Origin of the sequence: Sporosarcina sp. NCCP-2222 (assembly GCF_023168145.1) — a bacterium.
Lineage (GTDB): Bacteria > Bacillota > Bacilli > Bacillales_A > Planococcaceae > Sporosarcina.
The window spans coordinates 15,239-39,345 of record NZ_BQYK01000001.1; the positions used below are offsets into that span (position 1 = coordinate 15,239).

Annotated in this window: 27 protein-coding genes and 2 pseudogenes; 13 read left to right on the forward strand and 16 right to left on the reverse strand. The window is 40.0% G+C overall.

Translation table 11 applies throughout. The features are described 5' to 3' along the window. From NCCP2222_RS00090 to NCCP2222_RS00105, 4 genes are all read left to right on the forward strand, one after another. On the forward strand, window positions 1-569 hold a 569-nt coding region (locus tag NCCP2222_RS00090; RefSeq protein ID WP_248508381.1), incomplete at its 5' end, for a response regulator transcription factor. After that, window positions 559-1,851: a sensor histidine kinase gene (locus NCCP2222_RS00095; protein ID WP_248509734.1), complete on the forward strand. Its 1,293-nt coding sequence runs from the start codon at window positions 559-561 to the stop codon at window positions 1,849-1,851. The genes NCCP2222_RS00090 and NCCP2222_RS00095, both read left to right, overlap by 11 nt. A 122-nt stretch (window positions 1,852-1,973) precedes the next feature. Next, entirely contained in the window at window positions 1,974-2,684 is a 711-nt protein-coding gene (locus NCCP2222_RS00100; protein ID WP_248508383.1) for a polyphosphate polymerase domain-containing protein, read from the forward strand. Window positions 2,685-2,728: 44 nt separating this feature from the next. Continuing rightward, window positions 2,729-3,409 (forward strand): DUF4956 domain-containing protein, encoded by a 681-nt coding sequence (locus NCCP2222_RS00105; protein WP_248508391.1) that lies wholly within the window; start codon window positions 2,729-2,731, stop codon window positions 3,407-3,409. Between the two features lie 330 nt (window positions 3,410-3,739). Here NCCP2222_RS00105 and NCCP2222_RS00110 read toward each other — a convergent pair whose 3' ends face one another. Next, entirely contained in the window at window positions 3,740-4,303 is a 564-nt protein-coding gene (locus NCCP2222_RS00110; RefSeq protein ID WP_248508393.1) for a lysophospholipid acyltransferase family protein, read from the reverse strand. Window positions 4,304-5,275: 972 nt separating this feature from the next. Between NCCP2222_RS00110 and NCCP2222_RS00115 the strand changes: the two genes are divergently transcribed. Genes NCCP2222_RS00115 through dltD form a run of 5 tightly spaced genes read left to right on the forward strand, consistent with a single transcriptional unit; the run spans window position 5,276 to window position 9,509 of the window. Continuing rightward, a complete protein-coding gene (locus NCCP2222_RS00115; RefSeq protein WP_248508395.1) occupies window positions 5,276-5,419 on the forward strand; it encodes a teichoic acid D-Ala incorporation-associated protein DltX in 144 nt (47 codons plus the stop codon). 17 nt (window positions 5,420-5,436) lie between these two features. Further along, window positions 5,437-6,909: a D-alanine--poly(phosphoribitol) ligase subunit DltA gene (gene dltA, locus NCCP2222_RS00120; RefSeq protein ID WP_248508396.1), complete on the forward strand. Its 1,473-nt coding sequence runs from the start codon at window positions 5,437-5,439 to the stop codon at window positions 6,907-6,909. Beyond that, a complete protein-coding gene (gene dltB, locus NCCP2222_RS00125) occupies window positions 6,906-8,069 on the forward strand; it encodes a D-alanyl-lipoteichoic acid biosynthesis protein DltB (protein ID WP_248508398.1) in 1,164 nt (387 codons plus the stop codon). The genes dltA and dltB overlap by 4 nt, the downstream gene beginning before the upstream one ends. Window positions 8,070-8,103: 34 nt before the next feature. After that, on the forward strand, window positions 8,104-8,337 hold the full coding sequence (gene dltC / locus NCCP2222_RS00130) for a D-alanine--poly(phosphoribitol) ligase subunit 2 (RefSeq protein WP_207961313.1): 234 nt from the start codon (window positions 8,104-8,106) through the stop codon (window positions 8,335-8,337). Next, on the forward strand, window positions 8,334-9,509 hold the full coding sequence (dltD, locus tag NCCP2222_RS00135) for a D-alanyl-lipoteichoic acid biosynthesis protein DltD (RefSeq protein ID WP_248508400.1): 1,176 nt from the start codon (window positions 8,334-8,336) through the stop codon (window positions 9,507-9,509). The genes dltC and dltD overlap by 4 nt, the downstream gene beginning before the upstream one ends. Window positions 9,510-9,618: 109 nt before the next feature. On the opposite strand, the pseudogene NCCP2222_RS00140 reads toward dltD, so the two are convergent. From NCCP2222_RS00140 to NCCP2222_RS00150, 3 genes and pseudogenes are all read right to left on the reverse strand, one after another. Further along, window positions 9,619-9,820 (reverse strand): annotated as a pseudogene (locus tag NCCP2222_RS00140) (ABC transporter ATP-binding protein); the annotation flags it as partial. Between the two features lie 35 nt (window positions 9,821-9,855). Beyond that, a complete protein-coding gene (locus NCCP2222_RS00145; RefSeq protein ID WP_248508402.1) occupies window positions 9,856-10,677 on the reverse strand; it encodes a nucleotidyltransferase domain-containing protein in 822 nt (273 codons plus the stop codon). A 70-nt stretch (window positions 10,678-10,747) separates the two neighbouring features. Further along, window positions 10,748-11,515, reverse strand: coding sequence for a class I SAM-dependent methyltransferase (locus tag NCCP2222_RS00150; RefSeq protein WP_248508404.1), 768 nt, complete (start codon window positions 11,513-11,515; stop codon window positions 10,748-10,750). A 265-nt stretch (window positions 11,516-11,780) separates the two neighbouring features. On the opposite strand from NCCP2222_RS00150, the gene NCCP2222_RS00155 reads away from it, so the two are divergent. Continuing rightward, entirely contained in the window at window positions 11,781-12,695 is a 915-nt protein-coding gene (locus NCCP2222_RS00155) for a class I SAM-dependent methyltransferase (RefSeq protein ID WP_248508408.1), read from the forward strand. A gap of 51 nt (window positions 12,696-12,746) precedes the next feature. Here the strand turns inward: NCCP2222_RS00155 and csaA are convergent, their stop codons facing one another. The 3 genes from csaA to NCCP2222_RS00170 are packed head-to-tail and all read right to left on the reverse strand — an operon-like array spanning window position 12,747 to window position 14,610. Further along, window positions 12,747-13,076, reverse strand: coding sequence for a chaperone CsaA (gene csaA / locus NCCP2222_RS00160; RefSeq protein WP_248508410.1), 330 nt, complete (start codon window positions 13,074-13,076; stop codon window positions 12,747-12,749). Between the two features lie 18 nt (window positions 13,077-13,094). After that, window positions 13,095-13,709 (reverse strand): LysE/ArgO family amino acid transporter, encoded by a 615-nt coding sequence (locus NCCP2222_RS00165; protein ID WP_248508412.1) that lies wholly within the window; start codon window positions 13,707-13,709, stop codon window positions 13,095-13,097. A 55-nt stretch (window positions 13,710-13,764) separates the two neighbouring features. After that, the gene (locus tag NCCP2222_RS00170; RefSeq protein ID WP_248508414.1) at window positions 13,765-14,610 is read right to left on the reverse strand and encodes a pyridoxamine kinase; all 846 of its coding nucleotides are present in this window, start codon (window positions 14,608-14,610) and stop codon (window positions 13,765-13,767) included. A gap of 202 nt (window positions 14,611-14,812) precedes the next feature. Between NCCP2222_RS00170 and NCCP2222_RS00175 the strand changes: the two genes are divergently transcribed. Next, the gene (locus NCCP2222_RS00175) at window positions 14,813-15,409 is read left to right on the forward strand and encodes an ECF transporter S component (protein ID WP_248508416.1); all 597 of its coding nucleotides are present in this window, start codon (window positions 14,813-14,815) and stop codon (window positions 15,407-15,409) included. Window positions 15,410-15,980: 571 nt separating this feature from the next. Here the strand turns inward: NCCP2222_RS00175 and NCCP2222_RS00180 are convergent. The 6 genes and pseudogenes from NCCP2222_RS00180 to NCCP2222_RS00205 form a co-directional block, all read right to left on the reverse strand. Further along, complete coding sequence (locus NCCP2222_RS00180) at window positions 15,981-16,514, reverse strand: dihydrofolate reductase family protein (protein ID WP_248508418.1); 534 nt, start codon at window positions 16,512-16,514, stop codon at window positions 15,981-15,983. Window positions 16,515-16,631: 117 nt separating this feature from the next. Continuing rightward, window positions 16,632-17,402, reverse strand: a complete 771-nt coding sequence (locus tag NCCP2222_RS00185; protein ID WP_248508420.1) for a prolipoprotein diacylglyceryl transferase — start codon at window positions 17,400-17,402, stop codon at window positions 16,632-16,634. Window positions 17,403-17,508: 106 nt separating this feature from the next. Further along, the gene (locus NCCP2222_RS00190; protein WP_248508422.1) at window positions 17,509-18,237 is read right to left on the reverse strand and encodes a hypothetical protein; all 729 of its coding nucleotides are present in this window, start codon (window positions 18,235-18,237) and stop codon (window positions 17,509-17,511) included. Window positions 18,238-18,390: 153 nt separating this feature from the next. Then, the gene (locus NCCP2222_RS00195; RefSeq protein ID WP_248508424.1) at window positions 18,391-19,101 is read right to left on the reverse strand and encodes a hypothetical protein; all 711 of its coding nucleotides are present in this window, start codon (window positions 19,099-19,101) and stop codon (window positions 18,391-18,393) included. Between the two features lie 97 nt (window positions 19,102-19,198). Continuing rightward, window positions 19,199-19,647: pseudogene (locus NCCP2222_RS00200) on the reverse strand (phage tail protein). Window positions 19,648-19,695: 48 nt separating this feature from the next. Continuing rightward, window positions 19,696-20,175, reverse strand: a complete 480-nt coding sequence (locus NCCP2222_RS00205; protein WP_248508426.1) for a GyrI-like domain-containing protein — start codon at window positions 20,173-20,175, stop codon at window positions 19,696-19,698. 107 nt (window positions 20,176-20,282) lie between these two features. On the opposite strand from NCCP2222_RS00205, the gene NCCP2222_RS00210 reads away from it, so the two are divergent. Beyond that, window positions 20,283-21,227: a helix-turn-helix transcriptional regulator gene (locus NCCP2222_RS00210; RefSeq protein WP_248508428.1), complete on the forward strand. Its 945-nt coding sequence runs from the start codon at window positions 20,283-20,285 to the stop codon at window positions 21,225-21,227. A gap of 259 nt (window positions 21,228-21,486) precedes the next feature. Beyond that, window positions 21,487-22,074, forward strand: a complete 588-nt coding sequence (locus tag NCCP2222_RS00215) for a YdeI/OmpD-associated family protein (RefSeq protein ID WP_248508430.1) — start codon at window positions 21,487-21,489, stop codon at window positions 22,072-22,074. Between the two features lie 59 nt (window positions 22,075-22,133). Here NCCP2222_RS00215 and NCCP2222_RS00220 read toward each other — a convergent pair whose 3' ends face one another. The 3 genes from NCCP2222_RS00220 to NCCP2222_RS00230 are packed head-to-tail and all read right to left on the reverse strand — an operon-like array spanning window position 22,134 to window position 23,709. Next, a complete protein-coding gene (locus NCCP2222_RS00220) occupies window positions 22,134-22,598 on the reverse strand; it encodes a 2-thiouracil desulfurase family protein (protein WP_248508432.1) in 465 nt (154 codons plus the stop codon). A gap of 10 nt (window positions 22,599-22,608) precedes the next feature. Further along, window positions 22,609-23,157 (reverse strand): helicase, encoded by a 549-nt coding sequence (locus tag NCCP2222_RS00225; RefSeq protein ID WP_248508434.1) that lies wholly within the window; start codon window positions 23,155-23,157, stop codon window positions 22,609-22,611. Then, entirely contained in the window at window positions 23,158-23,709 is a 552-nt protein-coding gene (locus NCCP2222_RS00230; RefSeq protein ID WP_248508436.1) for a GNAT family N-acetyltransferase, read from the reverse strand. Window positions 23,710-24,107: the final 398 nt, after the last annotated feature.

Consider the following 24,107-nt stretch of genomic DNA (forward strand, 5'->3'; position numbering starts at 1 on the left):
AACAGAACATATTCGACATTATCATTTTGGATATCATGCTCCCTCACATGAACGGCTACGAGGTTCTTCGGCAACTTCGTCAGAACAATATTACGACACCTGTCATGATGCTCACTGCGAAGGATGGGATTGACGATAAAATTCAAGGTTTTAAAGTCGGGGCCGATGATTATATCGTAAAACCGTTTCACAGGGAAGAACTGTTGCTCCGCTTGGAAGCAATTTTGAGACGAGTCGGTGGTTTCCATGAGGAGAATACCAGGACATTTAAAGAATTGAAGCTTGATTTAAAAATGAAGACCGCATCCATCGGTGATGATCAACTTCCAGTTAACGGAAAACAATTCGATCTCTTAGAGTACTTGATTGTGAACAAAAATACGATTTTAACAAAAGAACAGATCTTTGATCGGATTTGGGGCTTTGAGTCGGACACGTCCACTACGGTCGTTGAGGTGTACGCGAGTAAATTACGCAAAAACCTAAAAGCGCTAAATTATGATCGCTACATCAAAACATTTCGTGGGTTAGGCTATATGTGGACGGAAAACGGTGAAAATGATGCGTAAAAACAAACTGTTCCGGAAAGAGCAATTGAAATTCATGTTACTCAATTTAGTCGCCTTCTCCGTAATTTTCACTATCTTTGACTTCATTATTTTCCATGAAGTACAGCGTACGTTATTTTCAAAAGCGGATCGTGAATTGGAGTCGTTTCAGGAAATGATCACCGACCAAACATTTCCAAGGATCGACTTGCCAATGAGGGGAAAGGAGCCGAATCGTAATCTCTTGCCTGAAGGACGGCCTAACACGAATCCACGGATTATTGTCCTCAAATGGGATAATCAAGGGGTTATTGCGAATGAAGATGAAATTGGTACGTTGCTCTATGAAAACTATTTTCAGACCTATAAATTGGATCTGAAAAATCTTGATGTTTTAACAACGACAACCATTGATGATGAATATCATTTCAGAACGATCGTCTTTCAAAATCCATTGGACGGAAGTGCAGCTTACACTGAGCTCCTCATTAATATTGACGCGGAATATACGATTATTGATAATTTTGCTGAATTGTTATTGCTTTGTTCCATCCTGTTTATACTGCTGTCTATAACGGCCAGTTATTTATTGTCCAAAAAAATGATGAATCCGATTATCCGTTCATGGAACAAACAAGCCGAATTTGTCGAAAATGCCTCCCACGAGTTACGAACTCCACTGACCATCGTCCAAAACAAATTGGAGGCGCTGCTTGTGGAGCCGGAAGAAAAAATCTTGAATAAATTTGAGCATATAGCGCTCGGCTTATCTGAAACCAGGCGACTATCTAAATTGACATCTGATTTATTGACGCTGGCGAGAGCGGACTCCTCGGAAACCGAGTTAATGAAACAATCGGTAAAAATAGATGACTTAATTCTAGACGTGTGCAGTCCATTCATGGATATTGCCGACTCGCAGGACAAATATTTTTCCTTTCAATTACAAAGTGAGGCGACAATCGAGGCAGACGAAGCACGACTCCATCAATTGCTCGTCATCCTATTTGATAACGCACTTAAATATACTTCCAGCCAAGACAAGATCCATGTAAGAACATATAGAGAGGAATCTAAAGTAATCATTGAAGTAAGCGATACCGGAATCGGCATCAAGCCTGATAATATACAGCATATTTTCGACCGTTTCTATCGGGAAGATAAAGCACGCTCCCGAGAAACCGGCGGTACTGGACTCGGTCTTTCCATCGCGCAATGGATTGTTGAAAAACACGGCGGTACCATTTCGGTCTTGCAAAATCAACCAAGAGGCACAACGTTTAAAATCAAAATACCAAAATAACAGTAACGAAATCAGGCGTCGGGAAAACCTCTTCTCTACTCCTGATTTTTTTTGTGCACATTTCCTTAAGGTTTGTTTAAGGTTCGTCCCTAATAATACGAATTACCGGGGAAATGAAAGGAATGATACAAAAGATGGCGACGACATATAGAAAGAGTCTGCAAGGCCGAACAGAACTGAAACACGAGATTACCAAGATGGATTGTTTTATCCTGAGGAATCGGCTCAAGCACTACATGCAAACCGACCCGCATGTGAACACTCGAGGAACTTATTTCATCCGAAGTGTCTACTTTGATAACTTCGATAACAAAGTTTTGACTGAAAAGAAAGAAGGGTATTTAGACCGCGATAAATTCAGGGTTCGCCTCTACGATTACAATATGTCCCTACTTCATTTAGAAAAGAAAAGTAAACGGAATAACTTGACGTATAAACAGAAATGCCTGATTACCGCGTCTGAATACGAAAAGCTCCGGCATGGCGACATCAATTGGATGGAATTTGATTCGAGAAGTCTGCTGCGGGAATTATACATTCAAATGAGCTTATATCAGCTGAAACCAATAACTGTCGTGGATTATGAACGGGAGGTTTTCATCTATCCCCATGGTAACGTCCGGGTGACGTTCGATAGCAATATTAAAACGAGCTTCCGGAACAATGATCTACTCAACCCCAAACTGCCGATGGTCGAAACAGACACAGATGCCGTCATTCTGGAAGTGAAATACGACCATTACTTGCCAGACATCATTAAACAATTGCTTCAATTGGGCGACAGGCTGAAAGGGACCTATTCCAAATACCAAATCTGTCGGATGTATGGGTAAATAATCACTTCATTTAGGAACGATAAATTTACGGAGGAATCAACATGGACAACATAACATTTACAGATATATTCAAATCAAGTTTTCTTGAAAAGACTTCGAGTTTTTCAATCATTGATTCACTGCTCGGCTTGCTTGCTGCGTTTTTCATCGGGCTGTTCATTTACTGGGTGTATAAAAAGACTTTTTCGGGAGTCATCTATTCCCATACGTTCAACATTACGCTTATCGTCATGACGATGGCAACAGCATTAATCATCATGGGTATCTCATCCAATATCCTCCTATCGCTCGGTATGGTCGGAGCATTATCCATTGTTCGTTTTAGAACACCCATTAAAGATCCGATGGACATCGTTTATATTTTCTGGGCGATTGTCACAGGCATATTGTGCGGAGCAGGCTTCATCCCGTTAGCAGTCCTTGGCGCTGTCCTTATCGGCCTGGTGCTCTTGCTGTTTATCAACAAAGTGAAAGTTGAAAACCCTTATTTGCTTGTTGTGCGGTATGATGAAGCAGCGATTGAAGCACCGATTGAACGGGTTGTTGCCGAACACGCGCGCAAGCATTCGATCAAGTCCAAATCCGTCATGCCCGGCAGCCATGAAATCACCTACGAAGTTCGCATCAAACAAAATGACATGAATTTCGTCAACATCCTTTCTCATATCGATGGCGTCGAGTCTGCGATTATGTTGAGCTATGACGGGAATTTCACAGCATGAGAATAACCATATCCCCCTTCGGTTAATGAACCGGAGGGGGTTACTTATTTATGATAATAAACTTTGCTGCGCCACCACCAGATCATCCATTAGATAGAATGTATCTACCTCGCCAGAAAAACTTACTATAAAAACCTTGTAAGAAAATAGCAACAGCAAAGAGCCGAAAACCCAAAAATATTAGGTTTACGGCTCTCTTCTTCCACATTTTCTATTTTAGCAGTCTTGATAAGAACAAGTTCGTGCAGATCGTTGAAGTTACAGTAGGGTTACCTTTTGAAAAGTTGCAGTTATATGATTCTTTTTAAAAAATATGTAGTAGTTTGCATGTCAGAGCCCGTTCATCTTATTAGATAACAGAAGTGTGTACGAGGCTAGTTCTTCCTTCGTTTTGGTAGCAACATAGAAAGGCTCTCCGAAAGTGATTGTTGCTTTCCTCCATTTCAGCAGCTCAGGAATTGAAGAAGGGCCATCATATACGGCTGGAACAACCGGCACCTTTGCAAGATTCGCTATGGTGACCGCCCCCCGTTTTAAGGCGACATTTTCAGTCGTTCGGGTGCCACCCGGAAATATGCCGACGACTTCTCCATTCTTCAACAACTTAATTGGAATTTTAATGCTGCTTGGAGACGGATTCTCCCGATTAACAGGAAAAGCGTTCAGCTTCCTTAGAAAGGAGGATAGCAACTTGTTTTCGAAGAGTTCTTGTTTCGCCATAAAATGAATCGGTCTTGGCAAGCAAACTGCTAAAATGACTACATCCAACCAGCCTTTATGGCTGCACGTAACAATATAGCCCCCTTCAACAGGTAGCAAATGTTTGTTTTTGACTTCGTACTTCCCAAGCATTCCGAGAATCATTTTGGCGACTCTCAAAATAACTCTATACATTCGATCACCTTTTATCATCATGTTATAGTACTAGGTACTAATTATAGAGTAATAGGGACGTTTATTCCACTTAAATTCTACCGCCAAAATTTTTGAAGCGAGAAATGAATGGTTCTTTTATGTTGGTGGATTGCTTGTATGTTGATAGACGTGTACGATTTAGTGGACGAGTGCTCTTGCATGGGAAGTGGTCGCTTGGGTTAGTGAGTGAAATTGTATTGTAAGCTAACTACAAGTTAGACCTTCAGAAAATTTCTGAACCGCTCGATTAAGTGAGGTATCCGCTCGTATATTTCCCGCCCCTCTCGAATCAGCCATACAATCGCTCGTATATTTCCCGTACCGCTCGATTCTTCAGAAGACCGCTCGTAAATACTTCCGAACCTCTCATATATATCCTCTAACCGCTCGTATGTTTCCCGCAGCTATTAATAACCTGAACACTGCCCCATCCTTCTTAAGTTAGACATAATTTCCCTTTTTATAGATGAAAGTTTAGCTGCCATATCCATTTGCTTTTCACTCTGCGTATTGTTTTCATATTTACAGCATAAGCTCAATAGATTATTTACTCAAAAAAGATACAAGCAAGAAAAAATTACTCTTTTTTTCCGTAGTGTTTACTTTGATTTTACTTTCATTTACTAAGATCAATGTAAGAACTGTTATAAGTTATTCCAAATCTTAAGGCAACCTTAATTTTTCCTTAAAATTCAATGAGTATACTAAATTTCAGCAACATTTCATAATCGCAATCCGTCAATACTGTGCAAAAAAAATTTCCTTAAAGATTTGAAACAACTAAAATGTGCGTCTCAGGACTTAGAGTGAAATATTTCTTGGGACTGTTATTTGGAAACCGGTAAAGAGGTACGATATCCATTAGCTTTCAAATTTCACAAGGCAAATCTACATTGCATGATTAGAAAAGGAGGCGAAAGAGAAAGCAGCTTATTTGTGGGAGGTGGACAGATGCATTTCTGCAAGTGGAAAGAACATGAACTTTACCGTTTTATAGGACTTACCTTGTTTTATTTCATTATTTTGGTGCTGTTATTTCTGATTCACGGCTTCCATGACATGGATGCTGGAGCTTTTATTTACACAGAATTTTAGATAAAGGAGTTTATCCGATGGTTAGTATTTTAGCAGCAATAGAACAAATAGCTTGCAAGCATCCCGAGAGAACCGCCTACCGCGTTGATGATATGACTTTGACGTATCACGAGCTTTGGCATTTTTCTGATTGTGTAGCTCACTCTATTAGCAAACGAGGATTACAACGTCAGCAACCGATTATTGTGTATGGGCATATGTCTCCTTTTCAAATCGTTGCCTTTTTAGGAGCTGTCAAGGCAGGTCATCCTTATATTCCAGTAGATACATCCATACCACCTGAAAGACTTCAAGCAATTATTGAAGCATCCGAAGCAGAATTACTGCTTTCAACCGAACCATTACATACAAAAGTCTGTATTCCTGTTATGCCAGTTAACGATCTGACAGCTCAACTGTCCAACGAGACGCTGGAGCCAATTTCTTGGGTTCGTGATGAAGAAATCCATTATATTATTTACACTTCCGGTTCAACCGGACAACCAAAGGGTGTGCAAATAACAGCCGATAATTTGGCAAATTTCGTTACATGGATGCATGAGCACTTTACTTTTCAAGAATCCAGCGTTTTTTTGAATCAGGCTCCCTATTCGTTCGATTTATCTGTCATGGATTTATATCCCGCACTCGTTGGTGGGCATACACTTCATGCAATTTCGCAGGAGCAAATTACAAATCCAAAAGCATTGTTTGACTCATTAGCTGCATCGAAAACCAGCATTTGGACCTCTACTCCCTCTTTCGCCAAGATGTGTTTGATGAATAAAGAGTGGAACCAAGAGCTAATGCCGGCTCTGACTACCTTTTTGTTTTGTGGTGAAGTGCTTCCGCCTGCCGTGGCTAAAGAAATTATGCAACGCTTCTCGCACGCTTCAATCTATAATTTATACGGCCCTACAGAAACAACAGTTGCGGTATCCTTTGTACAAGTGACAGAGGAACTTCTAACACAGTTTGAGCAGTTACCGATCGCACCTGTAACTAATCAAAATATCTCTTTATGGGAAGATGGAGAAATTGTAATTTCAGGACCTACCGTTAGTGCAGGATATCTGAATGCGCCTGCTTTAACAGCAAAATCCTTTCATTTACAGGATGGTAAACGTACGTATAAAACTGGCGATGTTGGGTATGAGAAAGATGGATTTTTATTTTTTTCTGGACGTAAGGATTATCAGATTAAACTACATGGCTATCGTTTAGAAATTGAAGAAATTGAGAAACGAATTGAGAGTTTACCCCCTGTTTCAGATTGTGTAGTGATTCCAATCGAAAAAGATGATGAAATTGTTTCGCTAAGTTCTTATATTGTTCTTCATGAGCCTTTAACAGATTCGGCCTTTAAAATGACAAAGCAGCTGAAAGCATCGTTATCGGATTATTTACCGTCCTATATGATACCGAAATCGTTCAAATACATGGAGACATTACCGTTAAATCCAAATGGTAAAATTGATCGTAATCGATTGGCGGCTTGGGGAACAGTATGACGCCCTACGGAAATATTTTATTTTTCATCATCATAGGAATCTTATTACTACCAACAGTTATCGCAGGACTTCGAGGGAAACCGGCGAAAAACTATAATATTTTGATCTCCATTCTCATTTTAGCCCTTATTTTCGGCAATTCTCTAAATGGCTCAATTTCACTTATCCTTTTTACAGTCTTTCAACTGCTCTTAATCATTGGTTATCAACCATATCGCTCACAGAAAAATAACAGCTATGTTTTTATTAGTGCTGTGCTGCTGTCCATTCTGCCACTTGTACTTGTAAAGGTTCTTCCACTACTTGGACTTCATCATTTATTTGGTTTCCTTGGTGTATCCTACATTACTTTTAAATCGGTCCAAATGATCTTAGAAACACGCGATGGCTTACTTAAAGAGAAAATATCATTCATTGAGCTTGCTTATTTCCTCTTGTTCTTTCCGACTGTATCATCGGGGCCCATTGACCGTTGGCGGCGTTTTCAAAAAGATTTGCATACGATCCCTTCGGGTGAGGAGTATAAAAAACTGTTATTAAGTGGGATAAATTATATATTTGTAGGCTTTTTATATAAATTTATTTTAGCTTATTTGATCTATAATTATGCAATTGTCTTTCTCCCAGATCAAACGTACAACTATTTGACACCTTTTCAAGGTCAGATCGCGTATATGTATGCGTATAGTTTTTATCTATTTTTCGACTTTGCAGGCTATAGCGCGTTTGCTGTCGGGGTCAGCCGCATTATGGGAATACAAACGCCCGTCAACTTCAACCGTCCATTCTCGAGCCGCAATATCAAAGATTTTTGGAACCGTTGGCATATGAGCCTATCTTTCTGGTTTAGGGATTATGTCTATATGCGATTCGTATTCTGGATGACAAAGAAGAAATGGATAAAAAATAAATATACGATTTCCTATATCGGTTTCTTTTTATTGTTCTTTTTAATGGGGATTTGGCACGGCTTAGAATGGCACTATATCGTTTATGGGCTGTACCATGCCTTCTTAATTATCAGCTTTGATAAATTTGAACGTTGGAACAAAAAGCATAAACGTTGGCCGAAAAACAAATGGACTCATGCAATCGGCGTGTTCATCACTTTTAATGCGGTATGCTTTGGTTTCTATATTTTTTCAGGTATATTATTTTAATTTGGCTTTGCCTAACGAAAAAGGAGAATTTTAAATGGAAAAACAACAGATTTTAGACATGCTAGTGGAAATTTGCGAAGATGATATTATTTTAGAAAATCCAGATCTTGATTTATTTGAAGAAGGTTTGTTAGATTCATTTGGCACTATCAATCTATTAGTTGAAATTGAAAACCGCTTTAACATTTCCGTGCCAATCACTGATTTCAATCGGGAAGAATGGAATACACCGAATCGCATCGCAGGGAAATTAGCTGAGAGACAATGATCAAGAAAGGCTTTCTCTCCCTACTTATCGCCTTTTTTCTGTTTGCTGTTTTTGTGTTTTTTCCGAATTCCTGGATCAAGTCTTGGATTCCTGAGGGGCATGTAGAGCAAGCAAAAACAAGCTTGTCTCCCCTTGTTTTTCAGGGAATTTATTTGCAGGAACGGATGCTGCAGGAGCCGAATGTACTGCCTTTATACGGATCATCCGAAGTCAATCGATTTGACCCCTTCCACCCTTATAATTACGCGAAAGCTACGGATGCCCCGTACTCTACATTCATGATTGGGCGTGGAGGTATGCAGTCAATCACCCATTTTTTAAATTTTGCCGCACAGGAGGAAAATTTAAAGAATAAAAAAATTGTATTCATTATTTCACCACAATGGTTCACGAAAAAAGGGATGCCTGAACTACATCTGGCTCCTAACTATTCTTTATTACACGCCTATGATTTAGCATACAATGAGGATCTTGATGAAGAACTCCGCAACCGGGGAATGAAGCGCCTGCTTGAATTTGACACTGTAAATCGAGATCACCTGCTAAAAATAATCTATGAATACAAAATATCGGATGGACAGGAAAGAAGAATTATCGGTCCGCTTGCAGTGATGGCGGGACATTTCAAAAAGGCCCTCTTAGAAAAAAAGGACTTATATTATTCGCTTTTCCCTAAAAAACCTCATGAATTAAAAAGCAATGACACGCTAGTCTCAAATCAAACATTCGAGCAGCAATTGCACAATGCTGAAGAATATGGCAAAAAACGAGTCACAAATGATTTTATGATTGAAGATAAATTTTATAAACGACTTGAAAATTCCGGTATCTCCAGAATGAAAGGGATGCGTAAAAAAGAAGATTATACAAATTCCCCAGAATATGAAGATTTCCAACTTGTCATTGATGTTTTGAAGGATGCGGGTGCAAAACCGTTATTTGTTTCAATTCCTGTAAATGGCTATTGGTATGATTATAACGAGTATCCTGAGGAACGACGTCAGAAATATTATAATAAAATGAAACAAGTGCTAACAGAGGCGGACGTTGATTTTGTTGATTTTACCGACCATGAATACGACCCTTATTTTATTATGGATACCATCCATATAGGTTGGAAGGGCTGGGTATATCTTGATCGGGAGTTAGACCAATACTGGGCACGACCGTAAAATAAAAGACAGTCCTAAGTGATAAATCACTTGAGACTGTCTCTCTCTTTTAAGAAAAGTATTATATCCCACCACACTTAATTGCTCTGTAATCTTTTCAATCCTACTTGCTACTTCCATCCCGATTGATGTCGGAGAAAATATTCATGATTTCCTGTGCTGATTTGAAATTCAGTGCCCCGCTAGGTTCATCTGCAAAAAATACTCTTCGGTTTGTTTATCAAGGCTCTGCAGATTCCCGCATGTTTGAGCTGACTCCCATGTGTAATGTCCCGATTTTCAAGTCCGGAAATTCCTACCCTGTTCATCAACTAGTAGGATGTTTCGTTAATAAGAAAAATCCATTTTAGTTCTTTTGGTCGTTAAACTTTTCATTGCAATACGTGATGATATAAATCAAGAACTGCAAGAGATCGTCAATTTTCTTCTTCTTCGATTTATAATATCCCGTTTTCCCATCATCTCTCAGACTTATCACTTCGTTTAATATAAGATGCCATTTTTCTGGAATATGGTCGAAAGCAAATGTACACACTTCTGCTTTTGAAATGACCGCTCGTTCTTGTAACGTATAATATTGACGCAATACACCTGGAACAGACCAGAGCAACTCTTGTTCAATCAGTCGATTTGGCAAAAAGGCAGCGACTCGTTTATATTTCTTCAACATATTGACTCGTCCAGCCCAATAGGAGTTCATATTCCGGAGTAAAAATGAAGTCAATTCACTTTCTTCTACTTCTATGGAAAACGAAGTAATGTCTGGACCTGTCCAACGAATTCCTTTATTTTTCATCATCCACCAAGTGACTGGATTCATCTCATGCTTGCTCCGCATTGCTTTTCCGCCATTCACATAAAGGCATTCGCTTATCTTATTCGAATTCCGACCCACCTCATTATTAAGAATATAACTGCCATCCATCTCTATGGTCTGTTGGCGCTTTAATTCTTGATGGATACGGCTGATTGCTTGTACTTCCTCTTCACCTAATGGTTTGTTAACTACTGCCATGAAGTCAATATCACTGGAACCTTCTTGATAAGCATCTAATGCTATCGAACCGTGTATATACAAACCATCTAACGTTTCAGGTAATTTTTCTTGGAATAGATTTAGGTAGTGGTCTAATACATTTTGTACAGGTTTTGTTATTCTAGAATCCAAATCATCCCACTCCTCTTATGCCTCTTAATAAAGCAAGGAATTTTATGAGGATTGCTGCATCATGTAAACTTTATTTTACTGCCTCAAATGTAAAGGTTTGATCGTGGCTCTTCGGCATGGTTCCATATTGATAATCTGCCGACACCACTACATCCGTAAAACCGATACTTTGTAAAATAAGCTTGAATTCTTCCACTCCATACCAACGGATCGCAAATCGTTGCAACTCCGTTTGCATTAAGTTGCCGTTACGCCATTTTTCATATCTTAAATAGGACACTATGCTCTGTTGGAACAAGTCTGCTTCAATTAATTTTTCTTCCATCGTGATTGTGTCACCATCGGGTAAGGAAAACGTGGAATTTGCAACGACCATACCAATCTTTTTAAACTGTGCTTCCGGAAGAAACAGATCAAGGATCAATCTGCCGCCTGGTTCCAGATGTTCATACAATCGTTTTAAAACTTCCATAGCTTCATTCCGTTCTTCAATCAATTGAAAAGAACCAGCAGGAATCAGAATGGCCTCATATCGTTGCGTCATTGATAGCTCTTTTATATCAGCCTCATATAAGAGAGGTGCCAATCCTCGTTCCAGACATCTCTCACGGCAGGACAATAGCATATCGGCTGAATAATCAACACCTTCCACATGATAACCCGCCTCTAATAGAGGAATTAAAAAGCGTCCTGAACCGACCATCGCTTCCAAGATCGGACCTTTGCAGCTTTTTAGTCTCTCTATATAATAGGGAATCTCCTCGCCAAACGAATGGCCGACTGGCTTCGTAATATCGTACACTTCCGTACAAAGTTCTCCATAATAACTAAAAGACATTTTAAGACCTCCCATTTTGAATCAAAACTATAGCTAGTTTATTTGCTTCCTATCAACGATTCACAGTCCACAATATACAATAACAAGAACATTCTAACATATTTAACTAGCTAATACATCTCATGGCAGATCTATTCTATATCTCTCCATGCTTAAAATTTGACAAAAAAATTTATTTATGCTATAATTTACAATTATATAATATATGTGTATACTAAGGTTCTCCTGGCCAGGGGAATCTTTTTTATTGGGGAGGAAAAAGCAATTGGAGGATCAACAAGCAAGCTTTACTTCCGTTTTGACTGCTTTCGGAAGAGCCTACCATAGTCGTTTCGATGCACCGAAAATTTTTGATGACTTTCTTGTTAATGACTTGATCTCTGAGAAAGAATTCGAGGAGATTAGCCGCAACATGGTAAAAGGAATTGATTTTTTCAATCCATCTATTAAAGAAAAATATCAAAATTGTCCCGATAAGATTTTACGTTGGATTACTCATTTACAGTTGGCCCCCACTTCGATTGGCCGTTCAGCTTATTGCGAACAAGTCTTGCACAATGAGATTCAATTGGGCACCACTCAATATGTAATTTTAGGAGCCGGCCTGGATACGTATAGCTTTCGCCATTCAGATGTAAGCAGTTTAAATGTCTTTGAGATCGATCATCCCGCTACACAAGAATCCAAAAAATTTAGGATTCAGAAAGCCGGTTGGTCCATACCAAGCCACTTGCATTTTGTTCCTATGGATTTCAGTGAGGGATTTGAATGTAAAGATCTTTTAGAGTCTGGTTACTCACCAAATAAAAAAACTTTTTTCAGTCTGTTGGGGGTATCTTACTACCTGACGAAAGAGGACATTGCTGAATTGCTGAAAATGTTATTTGCGGATGTTCCAGCAGGCAGTTCGATTGTTTTTGATTATGCGGATGAACAGCTGTTTAACGAAAAAGGAAGATATAATCGTGTGCAACAGATGGTTCAACTAGCTTCTGCTACAGGAGAACCCATGAAGTCATGCTTTTCTTTCGAGGAATTAGAGCGGTTGCTGGAGGACGCTGGTTTGTTAATTTATGAACATTTATCTCCAGTCGATATTCAAGAGCAATTTTTTCAAAACAGATCCGATGAATTATCCGCATTTGAAACAATCCATTATGTACACGCCGTGAAACGATAAGTTGTCCGGAAGCCATCCGCCTGCTAGTTCGGTTGATGGCTTCTGGATTATTTATGCAATCGGCGTACCATTTGAAACAGGTATATCCGGTTTTAGCAACACCACGTCGCCTTCCTCCGGCACGCCTCCTAGGACTAACACTTCTGATTTGTACCCTGCAATCCGTCTCGGCGGAAAATTAACGACGGCGACCACTTGCTGTCCAATTAACTTTTCTGGAAGGTACCGCTTCGTTATTTGTGCAGAGGACTGTTTCATGCCAAGCTCGCCAAAATCGATTTTCAATTTGATGGCTGGGACCTTAGCTTCCGGAAACGCCTCTGCATGTGTAATGGTTCCGACCCGAATATCCATTTGTAAGAAGTCTTCAATTGTTGCCAATAGGCTTCGCCTCTCTTTCTATTTTATTCCTTGCCATAATCCAATCAATAAATAGATCGCAGTTCCCCAAATAAAAACAGCTGAACATTTATTAAACAAGATAAAAGTGCTTGAAGGGATCTGAATCCTTTTCAACAGGGATCCAAACGTAGCGATCCCGAAAAACCACAACCAAGATATTGCAATACAGGCCAGAGTAAAAAGAAGTCTGTCCTGCCCACTATATTTAACTGCGCTCGTTCCGATCACGCCAATTGTATCCAATAAGGCATGCGGGTTTAATAACGAGACGGAAAGCGCAAATAGGATTTGCCGTTTCACCGGCATCGCAACAGTTCCTTCCATATTTGCTGCCGGAGATGTCCAAATGACCCTTCCCATATACAAAAGGAACAAAATGCCTGCTACGATTAGGATAAGCCGCAGCCATTTGAATTGCAAAACGATCAAAGACAATCCTAAAATAGCAAGAACGATCAAGACAGTATCACAAATAGCAGCGGTGATCGCCGCAGGGAATGCTTTTAGGAGAGTCGGCTGTGTAACTCCTTGTGTAAAGACGAAAATATTTTGCACGCCGAGGGGCAGGATGAGACCGAACGCGAGCAAAATACCATGAATAATCGGTTCCATTCCTACCCTCCTTCAACCTGAATAAGAGCTTAAGTACTGTTATTAATTAATATTGTTATAGCAGCATCCGCAAATACGATTCAAAGTTCACACCGGCAACCGTTGGAATCTGCTCTTCCGATGTCGACTTGATTGCGGCTGATAAGAATCTTTCCGCGAGCTCCATCGTCTCTACGATATTCTGGCCGCGCATCATACCGCCCATCATAACAGAGGCAAATAAATCACCCGTGCCGGAATAACTCTTTCCGTTATATTCTTGCAGACTGTGATACGAGCAGGTTCTATCAATGTACATATTTCCGACGCATCTCGTTTCAGACAGGGCAGGCGGATTCAAACCGGTAATGATAACTTTTGCGTCGGTTTCTGATTGCAGCTGCCAGCCTGTCTCCTCAATGGCGAGTAAATAATCCTCTTTCGTTTTGTACGTTTGCAGGTTGTCAAACGACCGGCCCGTCAGTAAACAGCATTCTGTAACGTTAGGTGTAATAAGATCTGCACGCTTCACTAATTCCTTCATATAGCTAATCAAATCATTAGTAAATACATCATACATCTCTCCCCTGTCACCCATTACCGGGTCTACGAGGAGCGTTGTCTCTTCCTTGTAAAACGTATGTAAAAAAGAAAAGATATTTTCTATTTGCTCTTTCCCTGTTACAAAACCTGTAAGAATGCCATCAAATGAAACACCCATCTTACTCCACTCGTTTGTAAAATGGGCCATCTTCGACGTTAAATCCTCACAAAAATAACTAGGATATTCTGTCTGCGACGTTAAAATAGCAGTCGGCAAAGGCACTGGCTGCACCCCCATGACAGATAAGACCGGGATGGCAGCAGTGAGCGAGCATTTTCCGAAAGAAGACATATCTTGGATGATCGCAACTTTTTTCAATTGATTTCCCACCTAACTCTTCGGTACTTGCACTTCTTTCATCGTACCACAAGAAAGGGAAAGCAAGAATATAGAGAATCTGAATTTCTTTTCTCTCTATCTGACCTCTATAATTTTCGTCAAACTGGCACTTTTGTGATGGTCAGACATTCAGTACTATAAGAGTAATCAAAATTCCATAAAGTGAGGAATCGATGCGCCAATGCAAACATTACAACGTAAGAAAGAAACCATATCAAAGACAAATCATACAGTGCTAATACAACGCCAGACATCGACCCATACACGTACAAAGACGATGGACTTAGTGCTGACAGCCATTCTGTCTACAATTGTCTTATTGTCAACTGTATTCATAAACATCAAGCTTCCGATTGGCCAGGGGGGGCTAATCCATTTAGGGACAGCTGCACTTTTCATCATCGCCATTTTATTCGGTCCCAAAAAGGGAGCGCTTGCTGGAGCGATCGGGATGGGCTTGTTCGATATTTTTGGCGGATGGATTATCTGGGCACCCACGACCATCATAGCTCGGGCGCTGCAAGGCTATATCGTCGGGAAGATTGCTTGGTCGAAAGGTCATAGTGGAGGTAGTGTAAAACTTAACATTTTGGCAGCCGTTGCGTCCACACCTGTCATGCTGGCAGTGTACTATATCGGGCAAGGCATCATGTATAACAACTGGGTGGCGCCACTGGCATCCATCCCAGGTGACCTCATTCAAAGCGTTGTCGGTTTGATGATTGCTATTCCCCTTTGCGTAGCTTTGAAAAAGACACCTTTCTTCCGGCATAGGTAGTAATAAAAACAGTGATGAGAAACTAGTAGCTCTCTTCGCTGTTTTCATTTGTGAAATCTAAAAAGAACTACCATTCTATATGGTCAACAATTTCTTACGTAATAATCCATAGAATCAAGTTCCAACAAGATAAGAAATGATTGGCAGCAATAGGAAGACCGCCACAGTTTGAAAAAGTGTCAAAATCAAATCGTGCTTAAGGCTTTTTCTGCCTGGATAACGGTTCATCATGCGATGAAAGACCAGTAAAAGCATCCACCAAAATATGAATAGCAGCATAGTTGAACCTAGATTACTATAGAAATGAGAATACAAACGATTCCCCCCTTCCTAGAAAGATGGTTGTACGCTACTTAATTTTATCTTATTGTGTTTTAGCTAGTTTCTTCACTTTATATATAAATTCCTACTATATTTAATTGCACACTTTCTCTTATCTTGCACTATTATTTTTATAGGGCTACTATATGTAAACATTTCTTGAGACATATATGATCTTTGCGGGTAGGAAAACCTGTGCTTCCCTACTCGCTTTATTATTGATGGCACTAAACAGTCTAACCATCTATTTTTACTTATTCACTTCATAATGCAGTTCAACAAATTGATTAAACGTCCTCGTCCTTTTTAATGAAAGATTTAATTGGTAATCTCCCTCTCGAAATAGTGGTATCCCTTTACCAAGTATAGCTGGGGCAACTGTTACAATGATTTCATCAACTAACTTTTCCTCCAAGAATGTTTGTAACAATTCTCCTCCACCAACTATCCAAATGTTATTCCCCTCTTGGTTTTTCAGGTCGTTTATCAACTTAGGAAGATCGCTGCTCACAAATTCCACATTTTCTTTGTCTTCCACTACAGATCTAGTAAACACATAACAATCTTTGTTTACATAAGGGAATTCCTTTAACTCATGACTCATGATCCAATCATATGTTCTCTTTCCCATTATTACCGTACTCACCGTATCATAAAACTCCGAAAACCCATTATCCCCCTCACCTTCAACAGAAAAGAGCCACTCAAGCGATTCTTCCTTTGTAGCAATATATCCATCTAAACTTGAAGCAATAAACAATACTACTTTTCGTTTGTTCCCCATAAAAAATCTCCTTTATTCAAAATTTAACAACACTAGCTATTTTCAATGGAATTCGTTACTGTTCACGGTGAAAAAACCCCTCTCTACAAATGAAAAGAGGCTTACATTTCATTTTGTTTATGCATTTTTACTCATCCATTGACTCTGATATTTTTGAGCGATCAGGATAGCGCTGGCTGCCAAAATGATAAAGAGTGCAATAAATTGAGAAGTCGACAAAATCCCTACTTCTCCCCTAATAATATCCCCTCTGTAAAACTCGATGATAAATCTTCCTGCACTATAAAGGATCAGATAGGCATAGGCAACGATTCCTGCCTTATTTGTTCGCTTCGCCAAGAAAAGCAGCAAGAAACATACGCCAAAACTAAATACACTCTCCAGTATTTGCGTCGGAACTAACGAAACTCCATTTGGCGCAATATCGGAGTGTAGAAAGGTTATCCCAAACCAGCTGTTGGTTTCTGCACCATAACAGCAGCCAGCAAGCAGACAACCGATCCGGCCAAACCCTTGTGCTAAAGCAATGGATGGCACAAACAGGTCCATATACCGAAGAAAAGGCAGCTGGTATATTTTACTATACACAAACCCAGCCAAGATACCGCCAATGATACCTCCATAGACAACATAGCCTTCTCCGAGATTCAAAAGAATACCTGGATCGGAGAGGATATTCGGTATCTGGGTCATCCAATATAATAATTTAGCACCAAGAAATCCACCGAGCAGCCCCCATAAAGTCAGAGAGGTAATATGCTTTTCGTCAAATTGCTTTCTTTCGGCCCGATACATAAGAAGACGATAGGCGAAATATATCCCAATTGCAATCATTAATCCATAACCATATATGGTTACCGGTCCAATTGTTACAAGCTCATTGTGCAAAATCTTTCCTCCTATTGCTCAAAATACTTTACCTTACCATAGCCTTCCTTGTGGAGCGAAGTCAAAGAATTGCAGTGGCTCATAGCAATAAATATCAACATTACTGTTATTCAAGCTCCGATTTGTATATAGACAAAAGAAACTCAATGTTTTCTTGCTCGTAAGAATAGGATTCCCCCGACCGCCGGCCCCAAGTACCATTCAATTCATTTTTCGATTCATCATATAAATTCCATCCAAATTGAAGTGATGGATCCATATACATAGATGTCAACATTGATCCATGAATAGGAGAGGTCTTCGCTTGCTGCTCGCTTTCTAGATAGCTCAGCCATTCATTTGGAAAAGCTATCATGCCATACTGCGAGGATGAGAGGAGTACTTCCTTTTCCATCTGAATTCTAGGTACATATCGACCAACTTCATCTCCCCAACTATAATTCCGGTGTTGAACAGCGTAAAAAGATACCGATTGAGCTTGCTGATCCGGCCGGATATTCCAAACAATTCGATAGGAAGAGGGATCCTTCACGTTAACCTTCCATATTTTTGGCCTGCCTCCGCCATCCACTTCAGCTATCTTCCACTCCCGATGCTCCCATACCCAGTAGCTTAGACCATAATCATCTTCTGCCGGTATAACGAGATGACGCTCATCAGCTGGAAGTTTATCTAAAACGGTTGACACAACAGCTCCCGGAAAAGCTTTGTTGATTCTTTCTGTTACTTCTTGATCTGTAGGGAATGAGGAGGGACTTGAAAAGTAAAACCAATATATGAATCCGAAACATAAAACAAAGGCGACAACCGCTCCCATTACTAACCGCTTTTTCAAGTGCCGTACCTCCCTTGGATCATTAATTAATTATTTAGAGGAAAACAAATGGATTAACAACAGACTCCCCCTTCTAGTTTGCAATTGTTTTTGTAATTGACGTTCATAAAAAAAGCCTTTTTAAAAGCGTAAAGTAAAGATCCATTCCTTTTCTTACCGACAGAAAACCGAATCTTCCATTCGATAATAAAGCTGGTGTTTACGCGACGTGACTAATATGCCTCTTCCATCTTTCTCAATAAATGTGAGCGCATGCAATCCGCTACTCCATTTCGGCCCCACTCCTATTAATAAATATCGAAACCTTTCCTTTGTTCCGGACTCTGAGCCAACAAACGTTTCATAGTACCATTCTTCTGAAAAAAACGGCTCCTCCTTCGCCGACCTTATTTGTTCGATCAGTCGTTTTTCATCCAAGCAAGACTCCGATCCAGATGGATGAGTCGGAATAACGGCAGCCTTTTCTATAACAGCAAAGTAGGTCTCCAGCTTATCTTCCGGATAAACAAAATAATGGATTGGGATCGCGAGTAATTGAATGGCCAGGAAGAGATAATTTGCACCAAATCCCAGCCAGGCATACGATCGATAGGTAGCCCAACGTCCTTCTTTACGTTTTAAGATAAAAAATAAAATCCAAACACCTAGAGGCAAAATGGATAAAGAGATAAATGAATCATTAATTGGTATATTTATAGTAAAAGAAAATAAACCGAATAAGACGACCAGAATAATCGCAATAATTGGCGGTTTTTTTGATTGCTTTCTATAAAGTTGTGCTACCATTAATGCGAGTAAAGTGTAACCAGTTGCTTTCGCAATTAATGCTATTACATCCATGTTCAGATCATACACTACTGCCAAGCTGAACCCTCCTAATATCCCTACACAAAAAACCTCTTCAGACAATCTTATCCAAAGAGGTATCACTTCTCAAGTCTATTTCAAATTAATTTACTTTCTAAAGCTGCAATTCATACTCCTTCTTAATGACAAAGTAGGAACCGCGGATAGTGCCGGCCAGCTTTAATTTCTGTCTCGCGAACTAAACTTCCCTTCTAACACATTAGGCACTTCCATACCATCAGATAGCTTCAATCTCACAGCACGTTTCTTATTGTCATCCATGGTATACATGACATTGACACACGGGCCATCTTCACAGAAGACATATGCGATGTGAATGGTATCTACTTGAAAACGTGATGTCTCTAACGGTTTGGCTGCAAATTCGAGGTCCCGTTCATCTTTTTAAATTATGTTTACATAAGCAAGTGTCTCCCGGCTTTTACTTGCAGAAACTGTTATAAACTCGTGCTTCTATTTATTCATAAAGTACCTGGCTTCATTTGCACGCAAGCCAGCAATCGCTTCGGCGACCGGGGAAGATTCTAACCCGATGGTGGACACATTTTTGAAATCAACAACCTAGGACAACGCCTTCGCTCCTTCTTACGATTATTTCCTCACGACTGGAATCCACATTTCACCATAAACCATTCCTTCCCGATTCCCCATCTCAACAGTTGCATTCGGTCCTCCCACATAGGCATACTCTGTCACTTCTCCAAGTACCTGACCAAAGGCAACTCCTGTAAGTTGGTTGTTCAGTTCATCCGCTGTATGGGCTTCTCCTTTGACTACAACGTATGCTCCTTTTGGGAACTGGATCATTCTCGTTGCATTTGGTACATTCGTTTCAGTCCTAACACCTGCATAGTACATCATTTTATTGTTCACAGCTTCACTAACAGCAAACAGATAGTCGTTGGAAGCTACGGCTTGCAATGCTTCAAGTGTTCCATCTTGTCTGATCGCTTCCCAGAAATCAGACTTTTCCTTGTTTAATCCTGCAAAATCCGTATAATGGCTTGTCAGCTCAACACCAATCCCCACTACAGTAAAACCATCTTTTTGCTCAATCGCATATTCAACCATTTTCGCAACCACCCTTTTTGTTATTTCAAATGAGTTGTCTTTTCACTTGATAGGTTTATAATAATCGTTAATCATGTCAAAAAACGATACTGTTTTTGGAGGTCCCGATGAAGAAAGTGGAACGGATCAATACGATCATGCGATATATCAATAATCGTTCTCACTTCACGATTTCTGAAATAATGCAGGAATTTACTATCTCACGTTCAACTGCCATTCGGGATATCCGTGAAATTGAAGCAATGGGCATGCCACTGGTCGCTGAAGTCGGTCGGGACGGGGGCTATTCTGTCATGCATAATTCGGTCCTGCCCGTAGTCCGCTTCACCGACAATGAGGTGAAAGCCCTCTTTATTGCCTTTATGGCAACAAGAAATCAACAACTGCCCTATCTCAAAAGTCGTCAATCATTGGCAGAAAAATTACTAGGACTCTTGTCTGTAAATCAGCAAGACGATTTAGTCTTGCTCAATGAAATTTTACTTTTTCCAGGTACCAATCCGGCGAATCATGATTTATTAGAGCTATCCGACCTTCCCCATCCGATGCTAGAACAACTGATCCAACTGCTTTTATCCGATCGCTACTTATTAATTTCCACTTTGGAAGGAACGTATCCCATTTATCTTTTGCATCTTTATCAAGAAAGAAACCAATGGATGATTGAAGGTTTCCATTTACTAGATGAAAACAGAAAAGTATTTGCCGTAGATAAGCTCAAGCAGGTCGAAAAGTATTCGAACAGTAAGCGAATCGGCGAGAAAACGATTGCCAATAAAATAAGGACGCAAACTAATACGGACAATCTTGTCCTCGAGCTTGGACCGAATGCCATTGGCCAATTCAGGAAATACCATCCTATGAAAGTTACCCTTACCTATACGAGTCCTTTTCAATCGACAGCCTTGTTGAAAACATACATACAAATGGACAATGAAAATGAAATAGATGAGATGATAAATTGGCTGCTGTTTTTAGGGCGCGATATTATAATTAAAGAGATGCCTGAAGAAATGAGGCTGGCAATCCTACAAAGGCTCTGTACATTTTGAACAAACGAAATCAATTTGAAAGTTCCATTAACGAGGAAATTGTATGTTCCGAAGCTTTTTCGGATCTTAAAGGGAATACTTTATATTTCGTTGTGATGTGGAAATTTTATTAGCTACATTTCAAACTCACGGTAGCAGATTATTTTTACTTTATGTATCTTATCTTGTTCAAACATAAGATCTACAAATTTTCTCTTCACTACAGTATGCGCCACGTTTTAGGAATTGAAGTTTGATCATATGAGAAGGAGGGATTTCGTTGGTACAGAGTAAAACAAATCCGAAGGTTGATGAATATATGAGCAATGCAAAAAAGTGGAAGGAAGAGTCTGAAAAGCTGAGACAAATCGCTTTGGATTGCGATCTGACCGAAGAGTTCAAGTGGATGCATCCGTGTTATACATTTGAAGGAAAAAACATTGTGTTAATTCATGGATTTAAGGATTATTGTGCGCTTTTATTCCATAAAGGAGCTCTGATGGAAGATCCGCTGGGTCTCCTCATCCAGCAGACAGAAAATGTACAAGCGGCCCGTCAAATCCGTTTCACTCAACTGGAGGAAGTACTGGAAAAAGAAGAAATTCTAAAGGATTATATTAAACAAGCCATTGCCGTGGAAAAGGCGGGTTTGCAAGTGACAAAAAAGACAGAGCTCCACATACCGGAAGAACTGCAAGCCAAATTTGAAGAGATTGCTGACTTGAAAAAGGCTTTTGAAAAACTTACTCCCGGCCGACAAAGAGCTTATTGTTTCTATTTCTCCCAGGCAAAACAAGCTAAAACCCGGGAATCACGAATTGAGAAATGCATACCTGACATCCTGGCTGGGAAAGGCTTGAATGATTGAAATATACAAAATGCTAAAGAGGCAAGTGCTTGACGAAATGCACTTCCCTCTTTTGTTTGTTACAGAGAATCCAAATATGCCGGAAGATCTTCTTCAGAAATAACTTGCAATCCATGTCTCCTAAGTAATGCAGTTGTCACTCCGACACCAGCAATTTTCTTAGCACTAAATTCTCCATTGTAAATCATAGAGCTGCCGCACGATGGACTGGATTCCTTGAGGACGATTGATGTCACGCCCAACTCGAGGGCTTTTTCTAATGTCAGTCGGGCTCCTTTTAGATATAGGTCCGTGACATTCCTGCCAGATTTCTCAATGACTTCTGCTTTTCCATCCAATACATCCTCCCCATCTCCCCTGATAATTTCGGCAGGTTCTCTGGGGGTAGTAAAGCCTCCTAACAATTCAGGGCATACTATAATCGCTTTATTTTCCGCCAATAGTTTCTCAATCAAACCATTCGGACATCCTGTCCCATTATAGCGAACGGGCAACCCGGCTAAGCAGGAGCTGACCAAAATCAAACTGCTCACCTCACTTCATGTTCATTTCTTTACACTCGGATTGACAAAAAACAAACCTGTCATCCGGATCCCATATATGTTCATTATCAGCAACGTACCCGCGTAGCCAAAGTTCTCCATTGATCCGACGAAGATAAAAACCCTTTGGAAATTCATCACTCCCGTCCATAATCTCTGTTGCAATCGTGATGGAACCGTATGGAGCTCGTTGTGTTCTGGCTGGTTTGCCTGCTGACCCTTCTGGCTGATCAAGATAAGCTAGCCGTATATACAGACCCATTTCGACAGGACCGATTTGTAGCCCGAGCTGTTCTGCAGTTTCAAAAATTTGTTCGAGTGAAGCCCCTTCTGTTAATCCAAGATCCCTGACGCTTAGCTCGACAGTAATTAGCTGATATGTATGTTCAGAAAGGGTAAAGCGTTCATCTGAAAGTAATTGCTCCCCCAGTGCATTGATGTGAATTGCTTTCCGGTTCAGTTCCTCCATTAGCTGCCTTTTCGTAAACCCACCCATTTTTAGCTTTCGAATTGTCTGCGGACAATTAGGATAAATGCTCATTTACACCCTTCTTTCCAAAAGGTCATCTCGGTGAATATGAAATAACACATGCTTTCGCAACGGACTATCCAAAGATAGTTTTGGATGCTCAAAGAATTGTTTGAACTCCAGGCCAATCTTCTTCATAACATTTTGGGATGGCTCATTTATTTCAGAAGTAAAACTATAGACTTCCTCAAATCCCAATTCAGTGAAACCATAATGCAAACAAGCCCTAGCACCTTCTGTTGCAAATCCTTTCCCCCAAGCCTCCCTCTTGAGTCGCCATCCGATTTCGACGCAAGGGGTAAAGTCCGCCTCAAATGACGCCTTGTGAAAACCAATAAATCCGATAAACTCGTTTTGCTCCTTTTCTTCCACTGCAAATAATCCAAAACCGCATTCCTTTAGCTCCGCTTGAATTGCTTGGTTAAAATGAAGCGACTCCTCAGCAGTTAAGGTTTTAGGAAAATACTCCATCACTTCTTCATCTGTATTCATTTCACAGAATATAGCAAAGTCGTTTTCTTCCCAGTCTCGCAATCGCAATCTTTGGGTTTCCATATAAATCATTCAGTTACCTCCTTTGGATGCAAAAATGGAAGTGGGATTGGTTATCCCCCTTCCTTGTCTTTCAATTATAACTGAATTATTACTTTTAAGAATCATAATAATTAGAACTACTAGAATGGTGCCCTTTCTCTTTACTCTCCTTTTTACCTATTAGCAAACGTTGTGCAAGAGTACCTACCGTGTACACAATCAAAATTCCAATAGGCAATAACACTAATAAATAAAATAACTGCATTGAAAATATCCATGAGGCCATGAAGTTCACCTTCCTTTCTTCGTATTCTGATGAATTATTCTTGTTCAAGTCTCTTTACTTTTGCACAATAATTGACTGAACAAAATAATGAGATTCCGCTGTCTTCGTGGAATTCGATTTATCTGCAATTGCAATAAATGTT

What these genes read in the sequence shown, in the direction of transcription:
- NCCP2222_RS00095 (WP_248509734.1), top strand. Translation starts at nt 559, where the DNA reads ATGATGCGTAAAAACAAACTGTTCCGGAAAGAGCAATTGAAATTCATG.
- NCCP2222_RS00100 (WP_248508383.1), top strand. Translation starts at nt 1,974, where the DNA reads ATGATACAAAAGATGGCGACGACATATAGAAAGAGTCTGCAAGGCCGA.
- NCCP2222_RS00105 (WP_248508391.1), top strand. Translation starts at nt 2,729, where the DNA reads ATGGACAACATAACATTTACAGATATATTCAAATCAAGTTTTCTTGAA.
- NCCP2222_RS00110 (WP_248508393.1), bottom strand. Translation starts at nt 4,303, where the DNA reads ATGTATAGAGTTATTTTGAGAGTCGCCAAAATGATTCTCGGAATGCTT.
- NCCP2222_RS00115 (WP_248508395.1), top strand. Translation starts at nt 5,276, where the DNA reads ATGCATTTCTGCAAGTGGAAAGAACATGAACTTTACCGTTTTATAGGA.
- dltA (WP_248508396.1), top strand. Translation starts at nt 5,437, where the DNA reads ATGGTTAGTATTTTAGCAGCAATAGAACAAATAGCTTGCAAGCATCCC.
- dltB (WP_248508398.1), top strand. Translation starts at nt 6,906, where the DNA reads ATGACGCCCTACGGAAATATTTTATTTTTCATCATCATAGGAATCTTA.
- dltC (WP_207961313.1), top strand. Translation starts at nt 8,104, where the DNA reads ATGGAAAAACAACAGATTTTAGACATGCTAGTGGAAATTTGCGAAGAT.
- dltD (WP_248508400.1), top strand. Translation starts at nt 8,334, where the DNA reads ATGATCAAGAAAGGCTTTCTCTCCCTACTTATCGCCTTTTTTCTGTTT.
- NCCP2222_RS00150 (WP_248508404.1), bottom strand. Translation starts at nt 11,515, where the DNA reads ATGTCTTTTAGTTATTATGGAGAACTTTGTACGGAAGTGTACGATATT.
- NCCP2222_RS00165 (WP_248508412.1), bottom strand. Translation starts at nt 13,709, where the DNA reads ATGGAACCGATTATTCATGGTATTTTGCTCGCGTTCGGTCTCATCCTG.
- NCCP2222_RS00175 (WP_248508416.1), top strand. Translation starts at nt 14,813, where the DNA reads ATGCAAACATTACAACGTAAGAAAGAAACCATATCAAAGACAAATCAT.
- NCCP2222_RS00180 (WP_248508418.1), bottom strand. Translation starts at nt 16,514, where the DNA reads ATGGGGAACAAACGAAAAGTAGTATTGTTTATTGCTTCAAGTTTAGAT.
- NCCP2222_RS00205 (WP_248508426.1), bottom strand. Translation starts at nt 20,175, where the DNA reads ATGGTTGAATATGCGATTGAGCAAAAAGATGGTTTTACTGTAGTGGGG.
- NCCP2222_RS00210 (WP_248508428.1), top strand. Translation starts at nt 20,283, where the DNA reads ATGAAGAAAGTGGAACGGATCAATACGATCATGCGATATATCAATAAT.
- NCCP2222_RS00225 (WP_248508434.1), bottom strand. Translation starts at nt 23,157, where the DNA reads ATGAGCATTTATCCTAATTGTCCGCAGACAATTCGAAAGCTAAAAATG.
- NCCP2222_RS00230 (WP_248508436.1), bottom strand. Translation starts at nt 23,709, where the DNA reads ATGATTTATATGGAAACCCAAAGATTGCGATTGCGAGACTGGGAAGAA.